At 33.0% G+C, this 19,145-nt stretch carries 16 protein-coding genes and 2 pseudogenes; 4 read left to right on the forward strand and 14 right to left on the reverse strand.

What is annotated here, in order from left to right:
* Positions 1-129: 129 nt before the first annotated feature.
* Positions 130-1,077, forward strand: coding sequence for a hypothetical protein (locus tag H526_RS0119420; RefSeq protein ID WP_027394544.1), 948 nt, complete (start codon positions 130-132; stop codon positions 1,075-1,077).
* A 71-nt stretch (positions 1,078-1,148) separates the two neighbouring features.
* Here the strand turns inward: H526_RS0119420 and H526_RS0119425 are convergent, their stop codons facing one another.
* From H526_RS0119425 to H526_RS0119455, 9 genes and pseudogenes are all read right to left on the reverse strand, one after another.
* Positions 1,149-2,198, reverse strand: a complete 1,050-nt coding sequence (locus H526_RS0119425) for a cytochrome-c peroxidase (RefSeq protein ID WP_027394545.1) — start codon at positions 2,196-2,198, stop codon at positions 1,149-1,151.
* A gap of 3 nt (positions 2,199-2,201) precedes the next feature.
* Positions 2,202-2,978 (reverse strand): MbnP family protein, encoded by a 777-nt coding sequence (locus tag H526_RS0119430; RefSeq protein WP_027394546.1) that lies wholly within the window; start codon positions 2,976-2,978, stop codon positions 2,202-2,204.
* Positions 2,979-2,992: 14 nt separating this feature from the next.
* Entirely contained in the window at positions 2,993-4,348 is a 1,356-nt protein-coding gene (locus H526_RS0119435; RefSeq protein ID WP_027394547.1) for a hypothetical protein, read from the reverse strand.
* Between the two features lie 123 nt (positions 4,349-4,471).
* The gene (locus tag H526_RS0119440) at positions 4,472-5,836 is read right to left on the reverse strand and encodes a hypothetical protein (protein ID WP_027394548.1); all 1,365 of its coding nucleotides are present in this window, start codon (positions 5,834-5,836) and stop codon (positions 4,472-4,474) included.
* A gap of 14 nt (positions 5,837-5,850) precedes the next feature.
* A complete protein-coding gene (locus H526_RS32670) occupies positions 5,851-6,237 on the reverse strand; it encodes a T9SS type A sorting domain-containing protein (RefSeq protein ID WP_233557533.1) in 387 nt (128 codons plus the stop codon).
* A 384-nt stretch (positions 6,238-6,621) separates the two neighbouring features.
* Positions 6,622-7,080 (reverse strand): annotated as a pseudogene (locus H526_RS32675) (peptidase S8); the annotation flags it as partial.
* 75 nt (positions 7,081-7,155) lie between these two features.
* Positions 7,156-8,337: pseudogene (locus tag H526_RS32680) on the reverse strand (choice-of-anchor B family protein); the annotation flags it as partial.
* Between the two features lie 183 nt (positions 8,338-8,520).
* Positions 8,521-9,963 (reverse strand): choice-of-anchor B family protein, encoded by a 1,443-nt coding sequence (locus tag H526_RS0119450; protein ID WP_027394549.1) that lies wholly within the window; start codon positions 9,961-9,963, stop codon positions 8,521-8,523.
* Positions 9,964-9,997: 34 nt separating this feature from the next.
* Positions 9,998-11,212 carry a choice-of-anchor B family protein gene (locus tag H526_RS0119455; RefSeq protein ID WP_027394550.1) on the reverse strand — a complete coding sequence of 405 codons (1,215 nt, stop codon included), beginning with the start codon at positions 11,210-11,212 and terminating at the stop codon, positions 9,998-10,000.
* 430 nt (positions 11,213-11,642) lie between these two features.
* Between H526_RS0119455 and thiL the strand changes: the two genes are divergently transcribed.
* The gene (thiL, locus tag H526_RS0119460; RefSeq protein WP_027394551.1) at positions 11,643-12,689 is read left to right on the forward strand and encodes a thiamine-phosphate kinase; all 1,047 of its coding nucleotides are present in this window, start codon (positions 11,643-11,645) and stop codon (positions 12,687-12,689) included.
* A 1-nt stretch (position 12,690) separates the two neighbouring features.
* Here thiL and H526_RS0119465 read toward each other — a convergent pair whose 3' ends face one another.
* Together H526_RS0119465 and H526_RS0119470 are read right to left on the reverse strand one after the other, a co-directional pair.
* Positions 12,691-12,960: a hypothetical protein gene (locus H526_RS0119465; protein ID WP_027394552.1), complete on the reverse strand. Its 270-nt coding sequence runs from the start codon at positions 12,958-12,960 to the stop codon at positions 12,691-12,693.
* 220 nt (positions 12,961-13,180) lie between these two features.
* Positions 13,181-13,960 carry an alpha/beta fold hydrolase gene (locus H526_RS0119470; protein WP_027394553.1) on the reverse strand — a complete coding sequence of 260 codons (780 nt, stop codon included), beginning with the start codon at positions 13,958-13,960 and terminating at the stop codon, positions 13,181-13,183.
* Between the two features lie 61 nt (positions 13,961-14,021).
* On the opposite strand from H526_RS0119470, the gene brnQ reads away from it, so the two are divergent.
* Together brnQ and H526_RS0119480 are read left to right on the forward strand one after the other, a co-directional pair.
* Positions 14,022-15,299 carry a branched-chain amino acid transport system II carrier protein gene (brnQ, locus tag H526_RS0119475; RefSeq protein WP_027394554.1) on the forward strand — a complete coding sequence of 426 codons (1,278 nt, stop codon included), beginning with the start codon at positions 14,022-14,024 and terminating at the stop codon, positions 15,297-15,299.
* A gap of 123 nt (positions 15,300-15,422) precedes the next feature.
* Positions 15,423-16,763 carry a cytochrome-c peroxidase gene (locus tag H526_RS0119480; protein WP_027394555.1) on the forward strand — a complete coding sequence of 447 codons (1,341 nt, stop codon included), beginning with the start codon at positions 15,423-15,425 and terminating at the stop codon, positions 16,761-16,763.
* Here H526_RS0119480 and H526_RS0119485 read toward each other — a convergent pair.
* The 3 genes from H526_RS0119485 to H526_RS0119495 all read right to left on the reverse strand — a co-directional run bounded on the left by H526_RS0119485 (position 16,760) and on the right by H526_RS0119495 (position 18,995).
* Positions 16,760-17,143, reverse strand: coding sequence for a VOC family protein (locus H526_RS0119485; protein ID WP_027394556.1), 384 nt, complete (start codon positions 17,141-17,143; stop codon positions 16,760-16,762). The two genes, H526_RS0119480 and H526_RS0119485, sit on opposite strands and share 4 nt — an antisense overlap.
* Positions 17,144-17,282: 139 nt before the next feature.
* Entirely contained in the window at positions 17,283-18,578 is a 1,296-nt protein-coding gene (locus H526_RS0119490) for an aminopeptidase P family protein (protein ID WP_027394557.1), read from the reverse strand.
* A 135-nt stretch (positions 18,579-18,713) separates the two neighbouring features.
* On the reverse strand, positions 18,714-18,995 hold the full coding sequence (locus H526_RS0119495) for a hypothetical protein (protein WP_027394558.1): 282 nt from the start codon (positions 18,993-18,995) through the stop codon (positions 18,714-18,716).
* Positions 18,996-19,145: the final 150 nt, after the last annotated feature.

The following is a 19,145-nucleotide window of genomic DNA, read 5'->3' on the forward strand; positions in this document are numbered from 1 at the left end:
AGTAATTAACTTCTATAACTTTGATAGTGTGTCTATTTTGAATACGAAGGTATTTAAACACAAAATTGATTTTGCGCAAATCGAGAAACCTAAGAACTATATTGTTCACTAACTCTTAAAACAATTTTTATGAAAACCGTAAACAAAGCTATCGTTAAAATGATGCAGATTGCATTGGTTTTAATGTTTGTATTTTCTTGTACAAAAGATGAAACAACAGAGGTGTATCAAGAACCGGATGCACTGGTGGAATCTGAATATGGACTAGAAGCTATTTCTGATAAAGAAATTCCTCAAGAAGTTCTAAATCAGCTAGAAACAATTAAAGATAATTTGGAAAAATACATGAGTGATGTATTACAAATTGTTGATTATACCATCATAGGAAAAGTTCCTAATGCGAAAAGTTTAAATATGACTTTTGAAGCAATATCAAAATCTTCTTCGACTGTAGCTTATGGTAATATTATGGATCCCGAAACAGTTGTTGTTGGGAATTTAAACAAGTTGCTTCCTAGTAAAACGCAGGAAGGAACTGATCTTTTAAAAGAATATGCATCAGATCAAATTAAAGTAGGAGATAAAGCAATCGAATTGACTTGGAACTATAAAGGAGAAACTTTCAAAACAATAACATTTTATAATGATGAAGGTATTACTTGGGATAATCTTATGATAGGTCTTATTATGATGAATCCTGAACCTGAAATGGAACTTAAGAATAATGCTAATGAAAAAGCTGGCGTTAGGTGGAATTCATACAAAAGAAGCTGGTATGGAAATTGGCTTTGGGGTTCTAGAAGAGGAACTATTTATTATGAAATTACAGTGTATCATACTAATGGTACAGTCAGTAATACTGATATTACTGATTATGGACATATGAATATTGGATCTGCTAAATCAGAAAGTAGAGTGTTAAAAGAAACAGGGAGTTATGGTAGAGGTCAATATGCCTTAGGTCTTTGTACACCAATCGCTTCATTAAAATTTAACGAAGACAATTTTGAGGTTTCCGTAAGCGGAGTAGGAAGCAATATTATTTCCAATGGAACTAAGTCTCTTTATCCAAATTAGATAGGGTTAGAATATTAAAATTAAGATATAAAAAGAAAGCTGTGAATAAATACTATTTGTCCACAGCTTTTTTAGAATTCAGAAAAACGATTATCGTTTACAAAATTATCATCCGTTAATGTTTTTAAAAAGGAGATAATTTGATTTTTTTCTTCTGCAGTCATAGGAATTCCTATAATTGTTCCATCAGTATTTTTAAAAATAGGATCTATTGTTTCTGAGTCAACCATACCGTCACTATAATGATCTAGTACATCATTTAATGTTTTTAACCTACCATCGTGCATGTAAGGAAAGGTTAATTCGATATTTCTTAACGTAGGCACCTTAAACTTATGTAGATCAGAAGCAAGACCAGTAACACGGTTTCGGCCTATATCATTATATTCTGGATCCACTGGTAATCCGTTATTACGATATGATTGATCTGTCGATAGTGTTCCAGAATGGCAAGAAGCACATTTAGAGGTGAATAATTCAAAACCAGCAGCTTCATCATCAGTAAAAACAGACCCTTCGTTTCTCTCAATTTTATCGTATTTAGAGTTTGATGAAATCATCATAATCATAAATTGTGATAACGCTTTGAGTAAATTTTCAGAGTTGATTTTTTGATCTTCAAATGCCTCGGCAAACAGCGTTACATATTCGGGTTGTTCTTCGAGTTTTTTAATAATACCTGAAAAAGACTCATTCATTTCTACTTCTGCGGTAATAGGAATAATAGGTTGTAGATCTAAATGTATGGCAGCACCATCCCAAGTAAATTCTTTCATAAATGCGAGGTTGTGCAATGGTTGTGCATTGCGTGTACCAAGGGCCCCATTTACTCCATGACTTACGATATGTGTATGATGTGTAAAAGCAAAATCTTGAATATGACAGAATCCACAGGATATAACACCATCAGAAGATAAGCGACCATCATAAAATAGTTTTTTACCTAATTCGAATCCTTTTTCTGTAGGAGGATTAAGAGTTACATTATACGTTGGTTCTGGGAAGTTGGACGGAATTGTAAATTCCAGCTCCGGATTTTGATTAATAGGTACATAGTCTTCTTTATCAGAACCACATGCGACTCCAAGAAGAATTAAGACTATGTAACCTATTTTTTTTATCATTTAATTAGAACTGTTTATAGTAAACATTGTGCTTATATTTTCTGCTAAAATAGGTGCATTTATAGGATCTACTTGAACATCACTTTTTTGCTGAAGAGAATGAGTATTTGTACTGTCAAAAATTTTAGAAACATCTGTATCAATTGATAAGTTAGAAGTAACCTGATCTTCAATGGTAATAGTATTGGATATATTTAATGTAATTTCTTTATAATTATCCAAAACTTCTCCATGACTTCCTATATGTAATAAAAAATCACTTGCAGTTCCTCCTTGAGGAGTAAACGAACCTTCGAACTTAACAAACTTGTAACCAGCGGACCAAGACCATAACATTCCTTCTTCTTCTGCTGTTGGAATAAAATTAGCAACTCCGTTTAAAGGATAATTGGATTGATCAACTCCAACACCAAATTTGATTTTGGTATATTCACCAACATCAATATTACTAAGTGAAATTTGCTTGCTCGATGATACCTCTTCATTAATTAAGAAATAACTATCTGCAACTGGATATATAAATTCATCTCCGTTTTCTTTTATTAAAACAATATTACTAATGATATATTTTAGTTCAGAAACGGTATAATTTTCATTGCTCTGGTTATTGTAAGATTCTGTATTTAGTATTAAAAGTTCAGTACCAACTTTATTAATGAAATCTATATCTAATGCGCCAAATTTAGGAGTATTGTCAACATCTACTACATTTGGATCATCATCTTTACAAGATAATATAGTTATTAAAGCGAGTATTATTAATGTGAGTTTTTTCATTTTTTGTGTCTTTGTTATTTATATTTTATAATTAAGAGGTCTTTAGATCCTTTATTATTTGGGATGTCAAAATCATTACTTTCTGAGTTCCCAACTACTACTATTTTTTTATCCGAAGTTTGGATACAACTAAAACCAATATCATTAGCACTTCCACCTGCTGTTTCGTTCCATAATATATCACCATTGGCATTAATTATCATATTCCAGAGGTCAGTCTGACCTTTATTGTCTGAAACATCTAGGTCAGTACTTCTAGTGTTTCCTGTGAGTATAAAATTCCCATCATCCATTCTATGAATTCCTCTACCGGTGTCAAATCCTGTTCCACCAATAGATTTTTGCCATATAAGATTACCTGTGGCATCAATTTGTATGACCCATAAGTCTGCAACTCCCTTGGCATCAGTTATGTAGCCATCACTGCTTCTGGTATCCCCTACAATAATATATTTTCCATCGCCTGTAGCTTCTATCGTATAGCTAGTATCAATTTGCGAGCCTCCAAAAGATTTTTCCCATACTAGGGTTCCTTCAGAATTAATTTTTATAATCCAAAAATCGTAACTACCATTGTTATTGGTGATATTTACATCTATACTCTCAGATGAACCAATCATGATATAGCCTTGATCTTCTGTTTGTATAACATCGTAAGCTCTGTCATTACCAGTTCCTCCAAAATAATGATTCCATTCTTGATTTCCTTCAGCATCCAGTTTGATTCCCCAAAAAGAACTTCCACCGTGCAATGTGGTAACATTTTTGTTAGCCTTCCCACGATCATTAATATCTGCTGCCTCAATAAAGCCAGTAATAAAATAACCATTATCTGCAGTTTGTATGACAGAAAAAGCTTGATCAATACCACCAAAACCAAAACTTTTTTCCCAAGAAATTTCTCCTGTTACATTTGTTTTGATCATCCATAAATCCTGAAGTCCCGCATTGGTACTTACATCCTCATCATTACTTCTACTATACCCAACTATTACAAACCCACCATCTGTGGCTTGTATTAGTTTTGTTGCACTATCCTCATTCGTACCACCATAGGTTTTACTCCATTGTAGATCGCCATCCTGGTTTAATTTAAGCAACCAATAATCACTATCTGTTGCTGTTTTATCAATGATATCGCCATCGAGACTTTGCGTAAACCCAGCAATTGCATACCCTCCATCTAGTGTTTCTACTACAGATACTGCACTGTCTTCATTGCTTCCACCAAAAGTTTTGCTCCATTCTATCTCACCCTGAAATTCACTATCTGGGGTAATTACAGGTTCATTTGTGTTGTTATTATCTTTGCTGCAACTTATCAAATTGATTAGTATAATAAAGACGGTTGAGGTTTTAAAGAAGTTCATTAATTTTTCATTTCGTAATTTGAGGTATACTTTACAAAATTACTGTTGTGAGTAACAAAATAAATTTTCACTGTTTTTTAAAAAACATAAATTTCTTTAATAACGAATTCAAAACCTTATTTATTATTTATATTTTATTATTATAATATCCTTATTTCCTTGATTATTCGGAACGTCTATATCATTGCTTTCAGTACTACCGACTATCAAAATCTTTTTATCTTGCGTTTCTGTACATCCTACTGCAAATTCTGCTAAAGATCCACCAATGGTAGATTTCCATATGACATCTCCAGTACTATCAATTAGAATATTCCAGATATCACTTTGACCCTGATTTTCATCAACATCTCCGTTATTACTTCTGGAATTGCCGGTGATAATAAAACCACCTTCTTGTGTAGCATAAATTCCTCTTGCCGTATCGAACTCTGTTCCTCCTAATGATTTTTCCCAGATTAAATTCCCATTATCATCAATTTGAATCATCCATAGGTCTGCGTTTCCTTTAGCGTTAGAAATATCACCATCAGAACTTCTAGAATCTCCTACAATGATATATTTTCCATCACCAGATGTTGCAATTGCATATCCAACATCAATTTCAGAACCTCCAAAAGATTTTTCCCAGACTTTAGTTCCTTCTGCGTTAATTTTAACGACCCAAAAGTCATAGCTGCCATTTGGAGCACTAATATCAAAATCATCACTTTCCGAAGACCCTATCATTAAAAAACCTCCATCTTCGGTCTGCACAGTGTCATAACTTCTATCATTATTTGTTCCTCCAAAATAACGTCTCCATTCTTTGTTTCCTGAAGCATCTAATTTAATCCCCCAGAATTCTCCAACTCCGTGTTTTTCAAAAAATGTTCTATTGTCATTTCCCTCACCATTACTAGCTGTGACATCTAGAAAACCGGTCAGGAAATACCCATTATCAGTAGTTTGTACAACAGAAAATGCACGATCAATACCAGGAAACCCAAAAGATTTTTCCCATTCTAAATTTCCGGAAGCATCAATTTTTACAATCCAATAGTCTTGTAGTCCTGCATTTTCACTTACATCACCATCAGTACTTCTACTATAGCCAACTAAAGCATAACCGCCATCTATGGTTTTAATAATTCTTTGTCCACGATCATCTCCAGTACCACCATAGGTTTTACTCCAGAGAATAGTTCCTTCCGTAGAAAGTTTTAAAACCCAAAAATCACTATCGGTGGCATCTTTATCGGTTATATCACCATCTATACTTTGTGTATATCCAAAAACAACATAACTCCCGTCTTCAGACTCTATAATGGATAAAGCATCATCTTCTCCACTTCCTCCAAAAGTTTTAACCCATTCTACGGTTCCCTGAAAACCGTCATCTGGATTTACAGGAGGTGCAGAAGTTGTATTATCATCACTGCTACAACCTACAATACTTGTAACAAGAAAAACTAATAGAAATTTATGAAAGAACTTGAATTTACACATGTGTTAGTATTAAATTATCTTTTTATTAAACGTTTGGTAATCTGGTTATTATCGTTAAAAACTTTTAAAAGATAAACTCCAGAATTTAAACTTGAGACGTCTATTGTTTTTGTAACGTTTCCTTTACTTATCAATTGTCCGGTAATGGATATAATTTCATACGATGCTGTTTGATCTGTATTTAAAAATACTTCTAGGACTTGACCAAATACTGGATTTGGGTATATTTTCAACGCCAGAATATCTTCATCCTCATTACCAAAAACCGGAATGATATTAGAGGTTACTATCTGCTCATTATTAGATCTTCCACAAGAACCTTCATAGATCTTTACAGAAGAAAACTCTGAGGTATTACCAGAACCACTATCATTGTCATTTATAAATACCAGTCTGTCCATTGTTCCTGTATAGAAACTACCTACTGGAATTACATATGTTGTAAAATCATTACCGGAATAGTTATCATAGTTGGTAACACCGTAATTTTGTGTACCATGAACTTTGAAATATCTAGTGGAAGTTAAGGTGTTATCATTTTCAAAACCAATAGCATGAATTTCTCCTTGAGACGAGCTTCTAAACTCAAATTCAATTACGGTATTGGGAGTTACAGTATAGTTATAAGGAATATATTTCCAAGTATTATTGGTTAAAGATAATGTTGTACCTGTATTATTTACAACAAAGTCGCCAGCTGAATCCTGATTGGAGAATGGCGTGATCTGAAAATCTCTAAAATCAATACTATCACAAGTTGGAGGAGGAGTGTTACCATCCGTAATATTCACATCATCTAAGGCAATATCGCTCTGCCATCCCTGAGAACCACTTCCTGTTATAGTAATAAATCGTAATTGAACACTTGCTTCTCCAGAATATGAGGATAAATCTATTGTTGCAGCATTCCAGTTGTTTCCTTGATCTCCGTTTCTGTTAAAAATAGATGACCAATTTCCTTGGTTGTCAATTCTTGCTTCTACTGTTAAACTGTTAATAGCGCTTCCTAACATGTGATACTGAAATCTTAAGCTCGGTGATGTAAGATTTGTAAAATCTAAACAAGGAGAATTTAAAACTGCGCTTTTGTTTGGATAACCTGTTCCGTTACCAGAAGCTTCTACATAGATATAGGTATTACCATCTGAGGCAGTGGTTGGACCTGTTCCTGTGGAAGGAGTACCTCCAGAATCTCTAGTCCAATTTAGGTCATCATCAGAAGCATTTTCCCAAAACCCAAAACTAGATTCAAAACTTTCACTAAACGGAAAAGAATTTACGACAGAAGAACAGTCATCTCCACCACCATCTCCGGGTTCACTTTTTCTTACTAAGAAAAAACCACCTTCTATGTCACTTATAACTATATTTCCACTGTTAAAATATGGATATATATTCCAAGCTCCATTAAAAGAAGCACTATTACTAGATGGATACGTGTCAAAATATCCAATTTCATTAATATTTGTATTACCTATATCTGCAATATCAATAACTCTAAACCCAGCTCTATAATTAGCCAAATAAAACTTATCTCCTTTTACATATCCATTATGATCAATAGCTGGAGTAGGTCCATTATATATCATATGTTGTTGCGGATTATCTAGATCTTCAAAATCAAAAATAATAGTCCTTGTATTAAAACCTACACCTTGCTCATCTGTCTCGTCTCCTAAAAGAAAATATCTCATATCATCAGTGAACCACCCTTGGTGTGTATATCCAATATTTGTATACTGTATGGTAGAAATTGTTGTTGGATTTGATTTGTCAGTAATATCTGCAATTACTACTTCGATCTCATTACTGCCGATAAGAATTTCTCTTCCGTTATAATCTGGATCGGGACCGTTATAGGTAACTACTTGAGCATCGTGAGTATAAGCTCTTTGGCCTCCTGATAAAAAACCACCAGCATTGGTCGGATTTTTAGGATCTTGAATATTCACGAATAATGGTCCTCCGTTATATGGCCCAGAACCTCTTTGTGCTCCTACGATATAAGCAAATCCGGTATCTTCATTAATTACAATGTTATGCGCGTTTCCAAATTCAGTATATCGAGTATCTGCAGAAAAAGTAGCAGGAGGATTAGAAACGTTACGCAACCTAGTTAGATCAAAAACCTGCATACCATGACCAGAAGCTTCACTTACAATAAAAGCATGATTATCATAAACCTTAACATCTCTCCATAGACTATTACCTGTTGCGGTAGGGATTTTTCCCAGATAAACTGGGTTAGTGGGGTTAGAAATATCTATAAATGCTGTACCATTGTTTAAACCAATAATTGCATATTCTTTAGATGTTTGCGTATCTGTCCACCCCCAACTGTCATTTCCAGAGCTAGCATTCATTTGAGAAAGTGTAATAGTAGACATAAGGTCGTAATCTTTACATGGATAAGATCCTGCAAATCCATTGGTACAAGGCGTTTGACTATGGCAAATAGTAAAGCTTACTAGGAAGCATAGAGCTAAGGTTAGTCTTTTCATGAGTTTGTGTAATTTTAGAAGTTAGTTAAACTAGTTAGTTAGACTAGCGAATTACACAAAATTAATCTAAAAAAACCCAAACTCGGTCCTAGCTTTCCACACTATTTATCCGGTTTAACCATCTCGTAATCAGTATTTAATTTAATTGTTGAGTTATTAAACTTTAACCTTTAAATAAAGTTGTTATTTAACAATCAATTTTTTAGTTACATCATTTATTTTAATAAGATATATTCCTGGCGCGTATGCTAGAGATAATGTAATATTTTTAGCATTATCTGGATTATGAAATTCTTCGATTTTCTTACCAATTACATTATAAATTTCTATTTTTTCTAAGCCTTTAATGTCACCTCCATCAATTGTAATACTAGAGTTCGTAGGGTTAGGGTAGATTGCAAAATTTGATTTTTCTTCAAAATCATTTACACTTAGGGTATTTGTTTGTCTAACAAGTAAAAACCCTCTTTCAATATCACTAATTACGATATTTCCACTTTCAAAATATGGATAGATGCTCCAGGCACCGTTAAATGCAGCACTGTTACTAGATGGATAAGTATCGAAAGAACCTATTTCGGTTACATTATTATTGGCAATGTCAGAAATATCAAGGACACGCAAACCAGCTCTATAGTTGGCCATATAGAATTTATTTCCTTTTACATAACCGTTATGATCAATTGCAGGAGTAGGACCAGTATAATTCATGTGGAAAGCTGGATTGTCAAGATCATTAAAATCAAAAATTATAGTTCTAGTATTAAATCCCACTCGACTTTCATCGCCTTCATCGCCTAGTAAAAAATAACGTTGGTCTTCAGTAAACCAACCTTGATGAACATATCCTATATCGGAATAGCCAATAGTTGATATTGTTACAGGGTTCGATTTATCCGTAATATCAGCAATAACGATTTCTATTTCATTACTACCTATTAGAATTTCTCGACCAGTATAGTCGGTATCCGGACCGTTATAAATTACTGCTTGTGCATCATGACTATATGCCTCTCCTCCTGTAGAGAGAAACCCACCTGCAGCAACCGGGTTTTTTGGGTCTCGAATATCAATAAATAAAGGTCCTCCTTGGTATGTTCCTGATCTACTTGTTCCAACAGCGTAGGCAAAACCAGAACCCTCATTGATTACAATATTATGCGCATTTCCAAAACCTGTATATCTATTATCTTCAGTAAATGTTTGCGGAGGATTAGTAATGCTTCGTAATCTAGTAAGGTCAAATACTTGCATCCCGTGACTACCGGATGAAATGAAATCGGCTACGATATAGGCGTGATTTTGATATACTTTTACATCTCTCCAAGAGCTAGATCCCACTGCAGAAGGTAATTTTCCTAAATATATAGGACTTAATGGATCCGAAATATCAATAAAAGCGGTTCCATTATCTAAACCAATAATTGCATATTCTTTACCATCTATAGAATCAGTCCATCCCCAGCTATCGCTACCTTCATTTGCATTCATAGTAGATAATGAAATTTGAGACATTAGATCATAATCGTTACAAGGAAAAGAACCTGCCATTCCATTTTCACATATTGTTTGAGATTGTAAAATGAATGATAAAAACAAGAAACTAAGTAAGGTTTTTTTTTGCATTGATTTGGTTTTTAAGAGTATAATTGTGTTATTTTTATGGAGTACTTTCTTTTACTAATATAAATCCAGAGTTGATATCGCTAATTACAATATTTCCACTTTCGAAATATGGATATACATTCCAAGCACCACTAAATCCAGCACTATCGTTTGATGGAAAGGTATCTATATATCCTATTTCGGTCATCGACATAGATGCAATATTTGAAATATCAATAATTCTAATACCCGCTCTATAATTAGCTAAATAAAACTTATTTCCTTTTACATATCCATTATGATCAATAGCCGGAGTTGATCCTATATAATTCATATGAAATTTTGGATTATCCAAATCTTCAAAATCGAATACAACTGTTCTAGTATTAAAACCTACTCTTTGTTCATCAAGCTCGTCGCCTAATAAGAAAAACCGTTGATTCTCTGTAAACCATCCTTGATGAGTGTATCCGATATTTTCATAATTGATAGTAGAAATGGTTATAGGATTATTTTTGTCAGTAATGTCAGCAATTACTATTTCTATCTGATTACTACCAATTAGAATTTCGCGACCGGTATAGTCAGTATCAGGGCCATTATACGTTACTACTTGTGCATCATGGCTGTAAGCATCTCCTCCATCAGAAATAAAACCTCCTGCCGCTACAGGGTTTGTAGGATCTTGAATATTTACAAAATGAGGTCCTCCGCCAAAAGTAGATGTTCCTACCCCATATGCGTAACCGGTGTTTTCATTGATTACAATATTATGTGCGTTGCCAAAGCCAGTATATGTTGTACTAGCAGTAAATGTTTGTGGTGGATTAGTTACATTTCTTAAACTAGTCAAATCAAAAACTTGCATTCCGTGGCCAGCAGCTTCACTTACTATAAAAGCATGGTTTTGATATACTTTTGCATCCCGCCAAGAACTATTTTCTGTTGCTGTAGGTAGTTTTCCCAGATAAATAGGGGATTCAGGAGTAGAAATATCAATAAAAGCAGTACCGTTGTTTAGACACATAATTACATATTCTTTTCCGTTGCTAGGATCTGTCCAACCCCAACTATCATTTCCTCCAGTTGCTCCCATTTCCGAAAGTGATATTGAGGAAACGAAATTAATTCCACAACTTTGGTAAATCCCTCCGTCACTTTCAGTTGAGCAAGCTATAATTGGAGTATTTGTATTGTCATCATCATTACTACAGCTTACAAAAGATAAAAGGATCGAAATAAATACGACGGGACTAAAGTATTTTTTCATATTTAATTTAATAGAATTAATTATTAACGAAGAGTACATATATATAACAAGTTAATTAAGAAATACCCTATAAACCCATAGTATTAAAGCTACTTAAAAGGTAATTTAGAGGGATTATTTTTTATCCATACTTTGGTTAAAAAGGTAACAAAATTTTATGACTGTTGATATAAAGATGTAAAACGAAGAAATTATTAAAAATTAAGTTTGTAGGGATATAGTATTGAGTACGCAATGGAAATAAAAGAAGTATCTATAGCTAGAAATTGGAGTTAAGTGTTGGCTTTGATAGCACTTATAATTTAATTGTACTCATTTTATAGAGGAAGAAGTAAGGAGAATGTTTGTAATTAGATTTGGAATTATTAAAATCCCGATTTTCGGGATTTTTTTGTGCAATCAAATCACCTTGTTCCCTACCTTTGCATTTATGATTGAAGATAAAAATACATCTAGAACATCGCTTTCTGAATTAGGAGAATTTGGATTGATAGATCATTTGACAAAAAATTTTAACATTCAACAGGAATCTACTATCGTAGGTATTGGTGATGACGCAGCGGTATTAGATTTTAAGGATAAAAAATGTGTTCTTACTACGGATCTTTTGATTGAAGGTGTACATTTTGATTTATCTTATGTGCCTCTTAAGCATTTGGGTTATAAGGCAGTAATGGTAAACCTTTCTGATGTATATGCGATGAATGCAATTGCCACACAGATAACAGTTTCTATTGCGGTATCAAATAGATTTCCTTTAGAAGCATTGGAAGAATTATATTCAGGAATTAAAACTGCGGCAAAAATATATAACGTGGATGTAGTTGGTGGTGATACAACTTCTTCAACTACTGGTTTAATGATTAGCATTACTGCAATTGGACAAGCGGATAAGGATGATTTAGTGTATCGTAATGGCGCTGGAGAAAGCGATTTGTTAGTTGTTTCAGGAGATTTAGGAGCCGCTTATTTAGGTCTTCAAATTTTGGAAAGAGAAAAACAAGTATATAAAGCAAACCCTAATTCTCAACCAGATTTGGATCAGTATTCGTATTTAATAGAGCGACAATTAAAACCAGAAGCTCGAAAGGACATTAAAGAACTCCTTAAAGCTTTAGATGTAAAACCGACTAGTATGATAGATATTAGCGATGGTTTATCTTCGGAAGTTATCCATTTATGCACAAAATCGGGAGTTGGTGTTAATCTTTATGAAGAAAAAATACCTTTAGATCCTGTAGTAATTTCTACTTGCGAAGAGTTTAAATTAAATAGCACAACGGTTGCACTTAGCGGAGGTGAAGATTATGAATTACTATTTACAATTAAACAAGATGATTTCCCAAAGATTAAAGCAAACCCTAATCTTACAGTTATTGGTCATATGACTGATGAGAAAAGTGGAATCGGATTAGTAACTCGGGCTAATGAAAAAATTCAATTAATGGCACAGGGATGGAATCCTATAAAAGAATAATTTAAGAAGCAGCTTGTAAATTTATTTTGCCTTTAGTTCTTGCTGTTTTTTTAGCATGCACAGACGCTAAAGCATCATTAATTTCTTTTAGTTTAGGAGTCATAACTTCTAGTCTTCCTCTACTATTAGTGGTAGCTTGTTCTCCACAATGTGTGCAGGTAAATTCTTTTATATGATGGGTAACTTGCTTGGAGGTTACATAATTGTGACCAAATAAAGCGCAATATATTTTTGATATGGAGAATGACGAATGTGGGGTATATTTCTTCATATTTTAGGGGTTAAAAGTTCATTATCAATACAATAATAGCATTTTTTTAGTTATTAACAATTATTTGTAAGAAAAATTTTTGAAAAAACGTCATTTTATACATAAAAATTGTATTTTATAGTGTTTTTGTCTCTTAAAAATGTATTTAATCGAATAATTAAGGGTTGGATATGGTGTTTTTATTACAGGGTTAAATAGTTAATAAGTAAGGGAAAATAGCTTATTTTTTTGACAGAAAATGGTCTAATGATTTTAAGAGATCTGCTTTGTTCTCAATGTAAGACATATGACCACCATTAAAAGAGGTGAAATCTGTATTACAGCGTTTGGATTCTCTAAGATTTTGTTGATAAGACAATACAGGATCATTTTTGCCGGCAAAAATCATCTTAGGCTTATTAAACCTCATTAATGTTTCTGTATGATCTTTTCTAATTTTCATACCTTCTAAAGCAGCGATAATTCCTTGCAATGGATTTTTGGAGGCTTCGTTTTTAATTTTTTCAATCTCAGTTTTGTATTTAATTCGATTTTCTTCTGCAAAAAGATTTGCAATTGCCATGCTCGTATATGCACCAGGGTTTTTCTTTACAATATCAATTGCGCGACTACGATTTATTTTTCTTTCTTCACTATCTGGAAATGATGTAGAATTTAGTAATACGAGTCCTGATAATTTTTGAGGAAATAAATCTAAATAGGATAATGAAACATATCCTCCCATAGAATGACCAATTAATACTAGTTGTTCTTTTGTGATGTGTCTTATCACGCTATCAACTGCTTTAGCCATATCTTCCATTTTATGAATATAGCCTAAACAATCAGTTTTTCCGTGTCCTAATAAATCAATTGTAATACAAGTATGTGTATTAGAAAAATACGAAACCACCTGATCCCACATGGTTAGATTTTCTAGAAAACCGTGTAAAAAAACTAAAGGAGAACCTTTTCCTGAAACATGATAATTAATTTCAATCCCTTTATATGCTATTGTCATTTTGAAATTTTATATTTCAACTTTTAATAATTATTCGCTAAAGCGATATAAACGTAACCAAATGCGATTTAATAAAGAAACTTTTATAACAGGATTTGCATTGTTCTCTATGTTTTTTGGAGCAGGAAATTTGATTTTACCACCTAATCTGGGCTTCAAAGGAGGAGATATGTGGTTTTGGGTTACGATTGGTTTTGTCATATCAGCAGTTGCACTTCCATTGCTCGGGATTTTTGCTCATGCAAGGTTACAAGGAACAATGTTAGATTTTGGAAAAAAGGTTTCTCCAACATTTAGCCTTATTTATTGTTTGATTGTATATGCTATTTCTATTTCATTGCCATCGCCTAGAACAGCTTCTGTAACTCACGAAATGGCAATTCAACCATTTTTTGGAACAAGCTCTTTACTCACGAGTAGTATTTATTTTGCTATTGTATTGTTCTTCGTACTTAATCGATCTAAAATTTTAAATATTCTGGGTAAATTCCTTACTCCTATTATTTTTATTGTAATTCTTAGTATAATATTGATTGGGATTTTTTCTACTCATTCTCCAATGAATGCTTCTGTTTTTGAAACTCCAATAGTGGAAGGGTTATTAGAAGGATATCAAACATTTGATGCAATTGGTGCGGTAGTAGTTGGTGGAGTAATAATTATTTCTCTTCAATTAAATGGAAGAAAAAGTTTTGAAGAAAATCGATTATTAATACGTAATTCTGGATTAATTGCGGGAATAGGTCTTTTTATTGTTTATGCAGGACTAATATATTGTGGAGCATTATTTAATAATGATTTTGAACAGGGAATCAGTAGAACAGAACTATTATCTGGTTTAAGTGTGAAAACTTTAGGGAATATAGGAAGTACTTTTTTAAGTGTTTTAGTGTCTCTTGCTTGCTTTACCACAGCCGTTGGAATTGTTACAGGAACAGCAGACTTTATAAAAGGAGTATTCAGAAAGTCTCAATTGGCATATATTATAACTGCAATAGTAGGATGTATACTTGGTGTAGTTATGGGGCAATTGGATGTACACGATATTATTATCGTTGCGATACCTGCTTTAATGTTTATTTATCCAATAACGATTGTATTGATTCTATTAAATGTTTTACCAGATAAATTTACTTCTGTACTTGTATTTAGGGCTGTAGTTTTTATAACTATGTTATTTAGTTTACCAGATTTTTTAGCTTCGATTGGGTTCAAAGAACAAGTTCAGAATATTTTGGAAATTATTCCTTTAGGTAGCTATAGTTTGGCTTGGTTATTACCGGCTATTCTTAGTTTTATAGTTAGTAGTATTTTTATCCAATTAACTTCTAAAAAATAAATTAATCTTATTTTTAAAAAGTAAACGACATACGGTATTTCCTTTTTTATTAAATTCGCGTTCTTTAACATTTAATTAAGAGTGTTAATGTGGGGAATTTTAAAAAAGGGAAAACTTATACCGATGAAAAAACCATTATTTATTGTAGTAATTATTTTACTAGTATCTTCTTGTTCTAAAGATGATTATATTCCTATTGAATCTGATCTTGATGTAGAGTTATTAAATGTGTTAGATGAGGCTTCTAACGGAATAGGAACGTCTTTTTTTATGTTGCCAGAGAGTAATGATTATGTAAGTATTCCTCAAGATCCTTTAAATCCAATTACTGAAGAAAAAGTTGTTTTAGGAAAATTATTACTACACGAAACTGCTACTGGAGGAAACCCAAAGATTACTGAGATGAAAGCAACATACTCTTGTGCTTCTTGTCATCAAGCGGCAGCTGGTTTTGCTGCTGGTATACGACAAGGTATTGGAGAATGTGGAATAGGTTTTGGGATACGAGGAGAAGAAAGAGTAGCAGATACAACTGTTCCTAGAGATTCTATTGATGTGCAACCGATCAAATCTCCAACATTACTAAATGTAGCTTATCAGGATGTTATGCTTTGGAATGGACAGTTCGGAGGAACGGGAACAAATGCGGGAACAGAAGCTAGCTGGACAGAGATTCAAGAAAATTTTTTAGGATTTCAAGGTGTAGAAGTTCAGGCAATAAAAGGACAAAAAGTGCATAGACTACAGATAGATGATGAGTTTGTGAATACTTTTGGATATAAAGAACTTTTTGATGCTGCATTTCCTGATGTGGCAGAAAGTGAAAGGTATACAAAACGCACTGGAGCTTTGGCTATTGCTGCTTATGAAAGAACTTTATTAGCAAACAAATCACCTTGGCAGAATTGGTTAAAAGGAAATAATGAATCACTTACTGATTCTGAGAAAAAGGGAGCGATTGCTTTTTTTGGAAAAGGAAGATGTTATGAATGTCATACAGGACCTGCATTAAATGATAAAAGTTTTTATTCTTTTGGGATGGGTGATTTTGATAATGTAAATGGTGCATTGCTTTTATATGATGTAAATATTGATAAGGTTAAAAGAGGAAGAGGTGGTTTTACGAATAATCCCGCGGATGATTTTAAGTTTAAAACACCAACACTTTATAATTTAATAGACAGTCGTTTTTATGGTCATGGAGGAACATTTACTTCAATAAAAGATGTAATATCTTATAAGAATGAAGGTGTACCACAGAGCACAGAAGTACCATTAGAAAATCTAGCTCCTCAATTTGGTACTATACAATTAACAGCAGAAGAAATAGATGATATGACTTCATTTATTGCCAATAGTTTAAGAGATCCCGAATTAACTAGATATGTTCCTGAATCTATAAATTCTGGAAATTGTTTCCCAAATAACGATAATGTATCTAGAACAGATTTGGGATGTGACTAATTTAAGGTAGCAATCCACCAAGTATTACCGTAAGGATCTTTAAAACCTGCTCCGCGAGCTCCGTAATCTTCTTCCATTGGTTCCATAAGGGATTTGGCGCCTGCATCTATCGCATTATAATAGGTCTGATCTGTATCTTTTACATATACATACATGGATGTGTTTTGTGCTGGGTAGGTTGTAGAGGCTTCTGTTATCATTAAGGTGGTATCACCAATCATTACTTCGGAATGTTCGATTTTATAAGAAGGATCTACTTTTCGAATCATTTCCTGCGCATTAAATATTTTTCGAATAAAATCTATAAATTCTTCTGCATTTTTAACAACCATATAAGGCATTGCTTGTTGATGTCCAGCTGTAATTTTCATTCGTTGCATTCTGATGCTTTAAGGTTTTGATATCCAACGATGAAATCATTATAATTATTTTCTAAAATTTCAAAAATCGATCACAAAAAAACCTGATAGTTTTTTATAACTATCAGGTGTACGAATTTGTAGTAATATAAGATCCAACTTATGATTGATTCATCAATTCCTCTATTTCTTCTGCTTTTATAGGAATGTTCGCCATTAAATTAAAAGGCTCTCCTTCTTGTTGTATAACAACATCATCTTCTAATCTAATTCCAAAGCCTTCTTCAGGAATGTAAATTCCCGGTTCTACTGTAAATACCATATTTGCTTGCATAGGCTCGGTTAAGATTCCATAATCATGTGTATCTAAACCAATATGGTGTGAAGTACCGTGCATAAAGTATTTTTTATATGCTGGCCAATCTGGATCTTCTTTTTGCACATCGACTTTATCAATAAGTCCAAGGCCTAATAATTCTGAAGTCATAATTTTACCAACCTCTATATGATAATCTGCCCAGATTGTACCTGGCACTAACATTTTGGTGGCTTCGTCCTTTACTCTTAAAACAGCATCATATACAGCCCTCTGTCGATCCGTAAACTTACCTGATACTGGAATCGTGCGGCTTAAATCACTAGAATAGTTAGCGTACTCTGCAGCAATATCCATTAGAATAAGATCTCCAGCTTTACATTGTTGGTTATTTTCTATATAATGCAATACGTTAGCATTATTACCACTAGCGATAATAGGAGTATATGCAAAACCTTTAGATCGATGATTTATAAATTCGTGTAGCAATTCTGCCTCAATATTATATTCCCACACTCTTGGTTTTACGAAACCAAGCAATCTTCTAAATCCTTTTTCGGTGATATTACAAGCGGTTTGCATTAGGTCAATTTCTATAGGGTCTTTTACCGAACGCAACCTTTGTAAAATAGGATTACTTTTTGCTACGGAATGTGCAGGATACTTTGCTTTCCACCATTTAGTGAAACGATCCTCTCTTGTTTCAGTTTCTACATTTGCTCTGTAATGCTCATTCGTATTTACATATACTGTATCGCATTGTGTCATGATTTCAAAAAATATTTTTTCAAGATCCTGTAGCCAATACACAGTTTTTATTCCAGAAGTTTCAAATGCTTTTTCCTTGGTTAATTTTTCACCTTCCCAGATAGCGATTAATTCACTCGTTTCTTTTAGGAATAAAATTTCACGATGTTTTTCATTTGGCGCGTCAGGAAATAATACCAAAATACTTTCCTCTTGATCAACACCACTTAAATAAAAAATATCTCTATGCTGTTCAAAAGGCATGGTACTATCAGCACTAATAGGGTAGATATCATTACTATTAAAAACGGCAATACTATTTGGCTTCATCTTAGCCGTAAAGTTCTTTCTGTTCTTTATGAAAAGGTTTTTGTCTATTTGGTGATATTTCATGTGTTCTATTTTAGTAAAGATGTGTTTTCAAAAATAGAATAAATATTTGCGTAATAAAAAAGGGAACTCAAATCTTATGAGTTCCCTTTATAAAGTATCTAAATACCTAATATTTTATTACCTAAAACAAGTATTTTATTTACTTATTGCTTTTTTAATAAATCCAATAATGGCCATTAAAACACCACCACCAACACCACCACCAGCAACACTACCTAGTATTCCTGCTATATCCATTCCTCCAGAAGTGTCAATTCCGAGATAACTTAATAGATAACCTCCTATTCCTCCTCCTAGAATTCCAAGTATTGAGTTTCCAATTTTTCCAAAAGAAGCATTTTTTAATAATGAGCCAGCAATATTTCCGCCTACGGCTCCACTGACTAATTGAATAATTAACGGCAAGTATTCTTCCATAGTTGTTTAATTTATTGGTTAGTTGTCAATAAATTAACAAAAAAACCGCAACAAAAGCAAAAAATGAATAAATCAAGAATTTGTTTTTGAAGAATTGTTTAAAACGTATTGTTAAACAATATCTAAAAATTTTGACACTATTTTAGCATT

It is taken from the genome of Aquimarina latercula DSM 2041 (assembly GCF_000430645.1).
In the GTDB taxonomy this organism is placed as follows: Bacteria; Bacteroidota; Bacteroidia; order Flavobacteriales; family Flavobacteriaceae; genus Aquimarina; species Aquimarina latercula.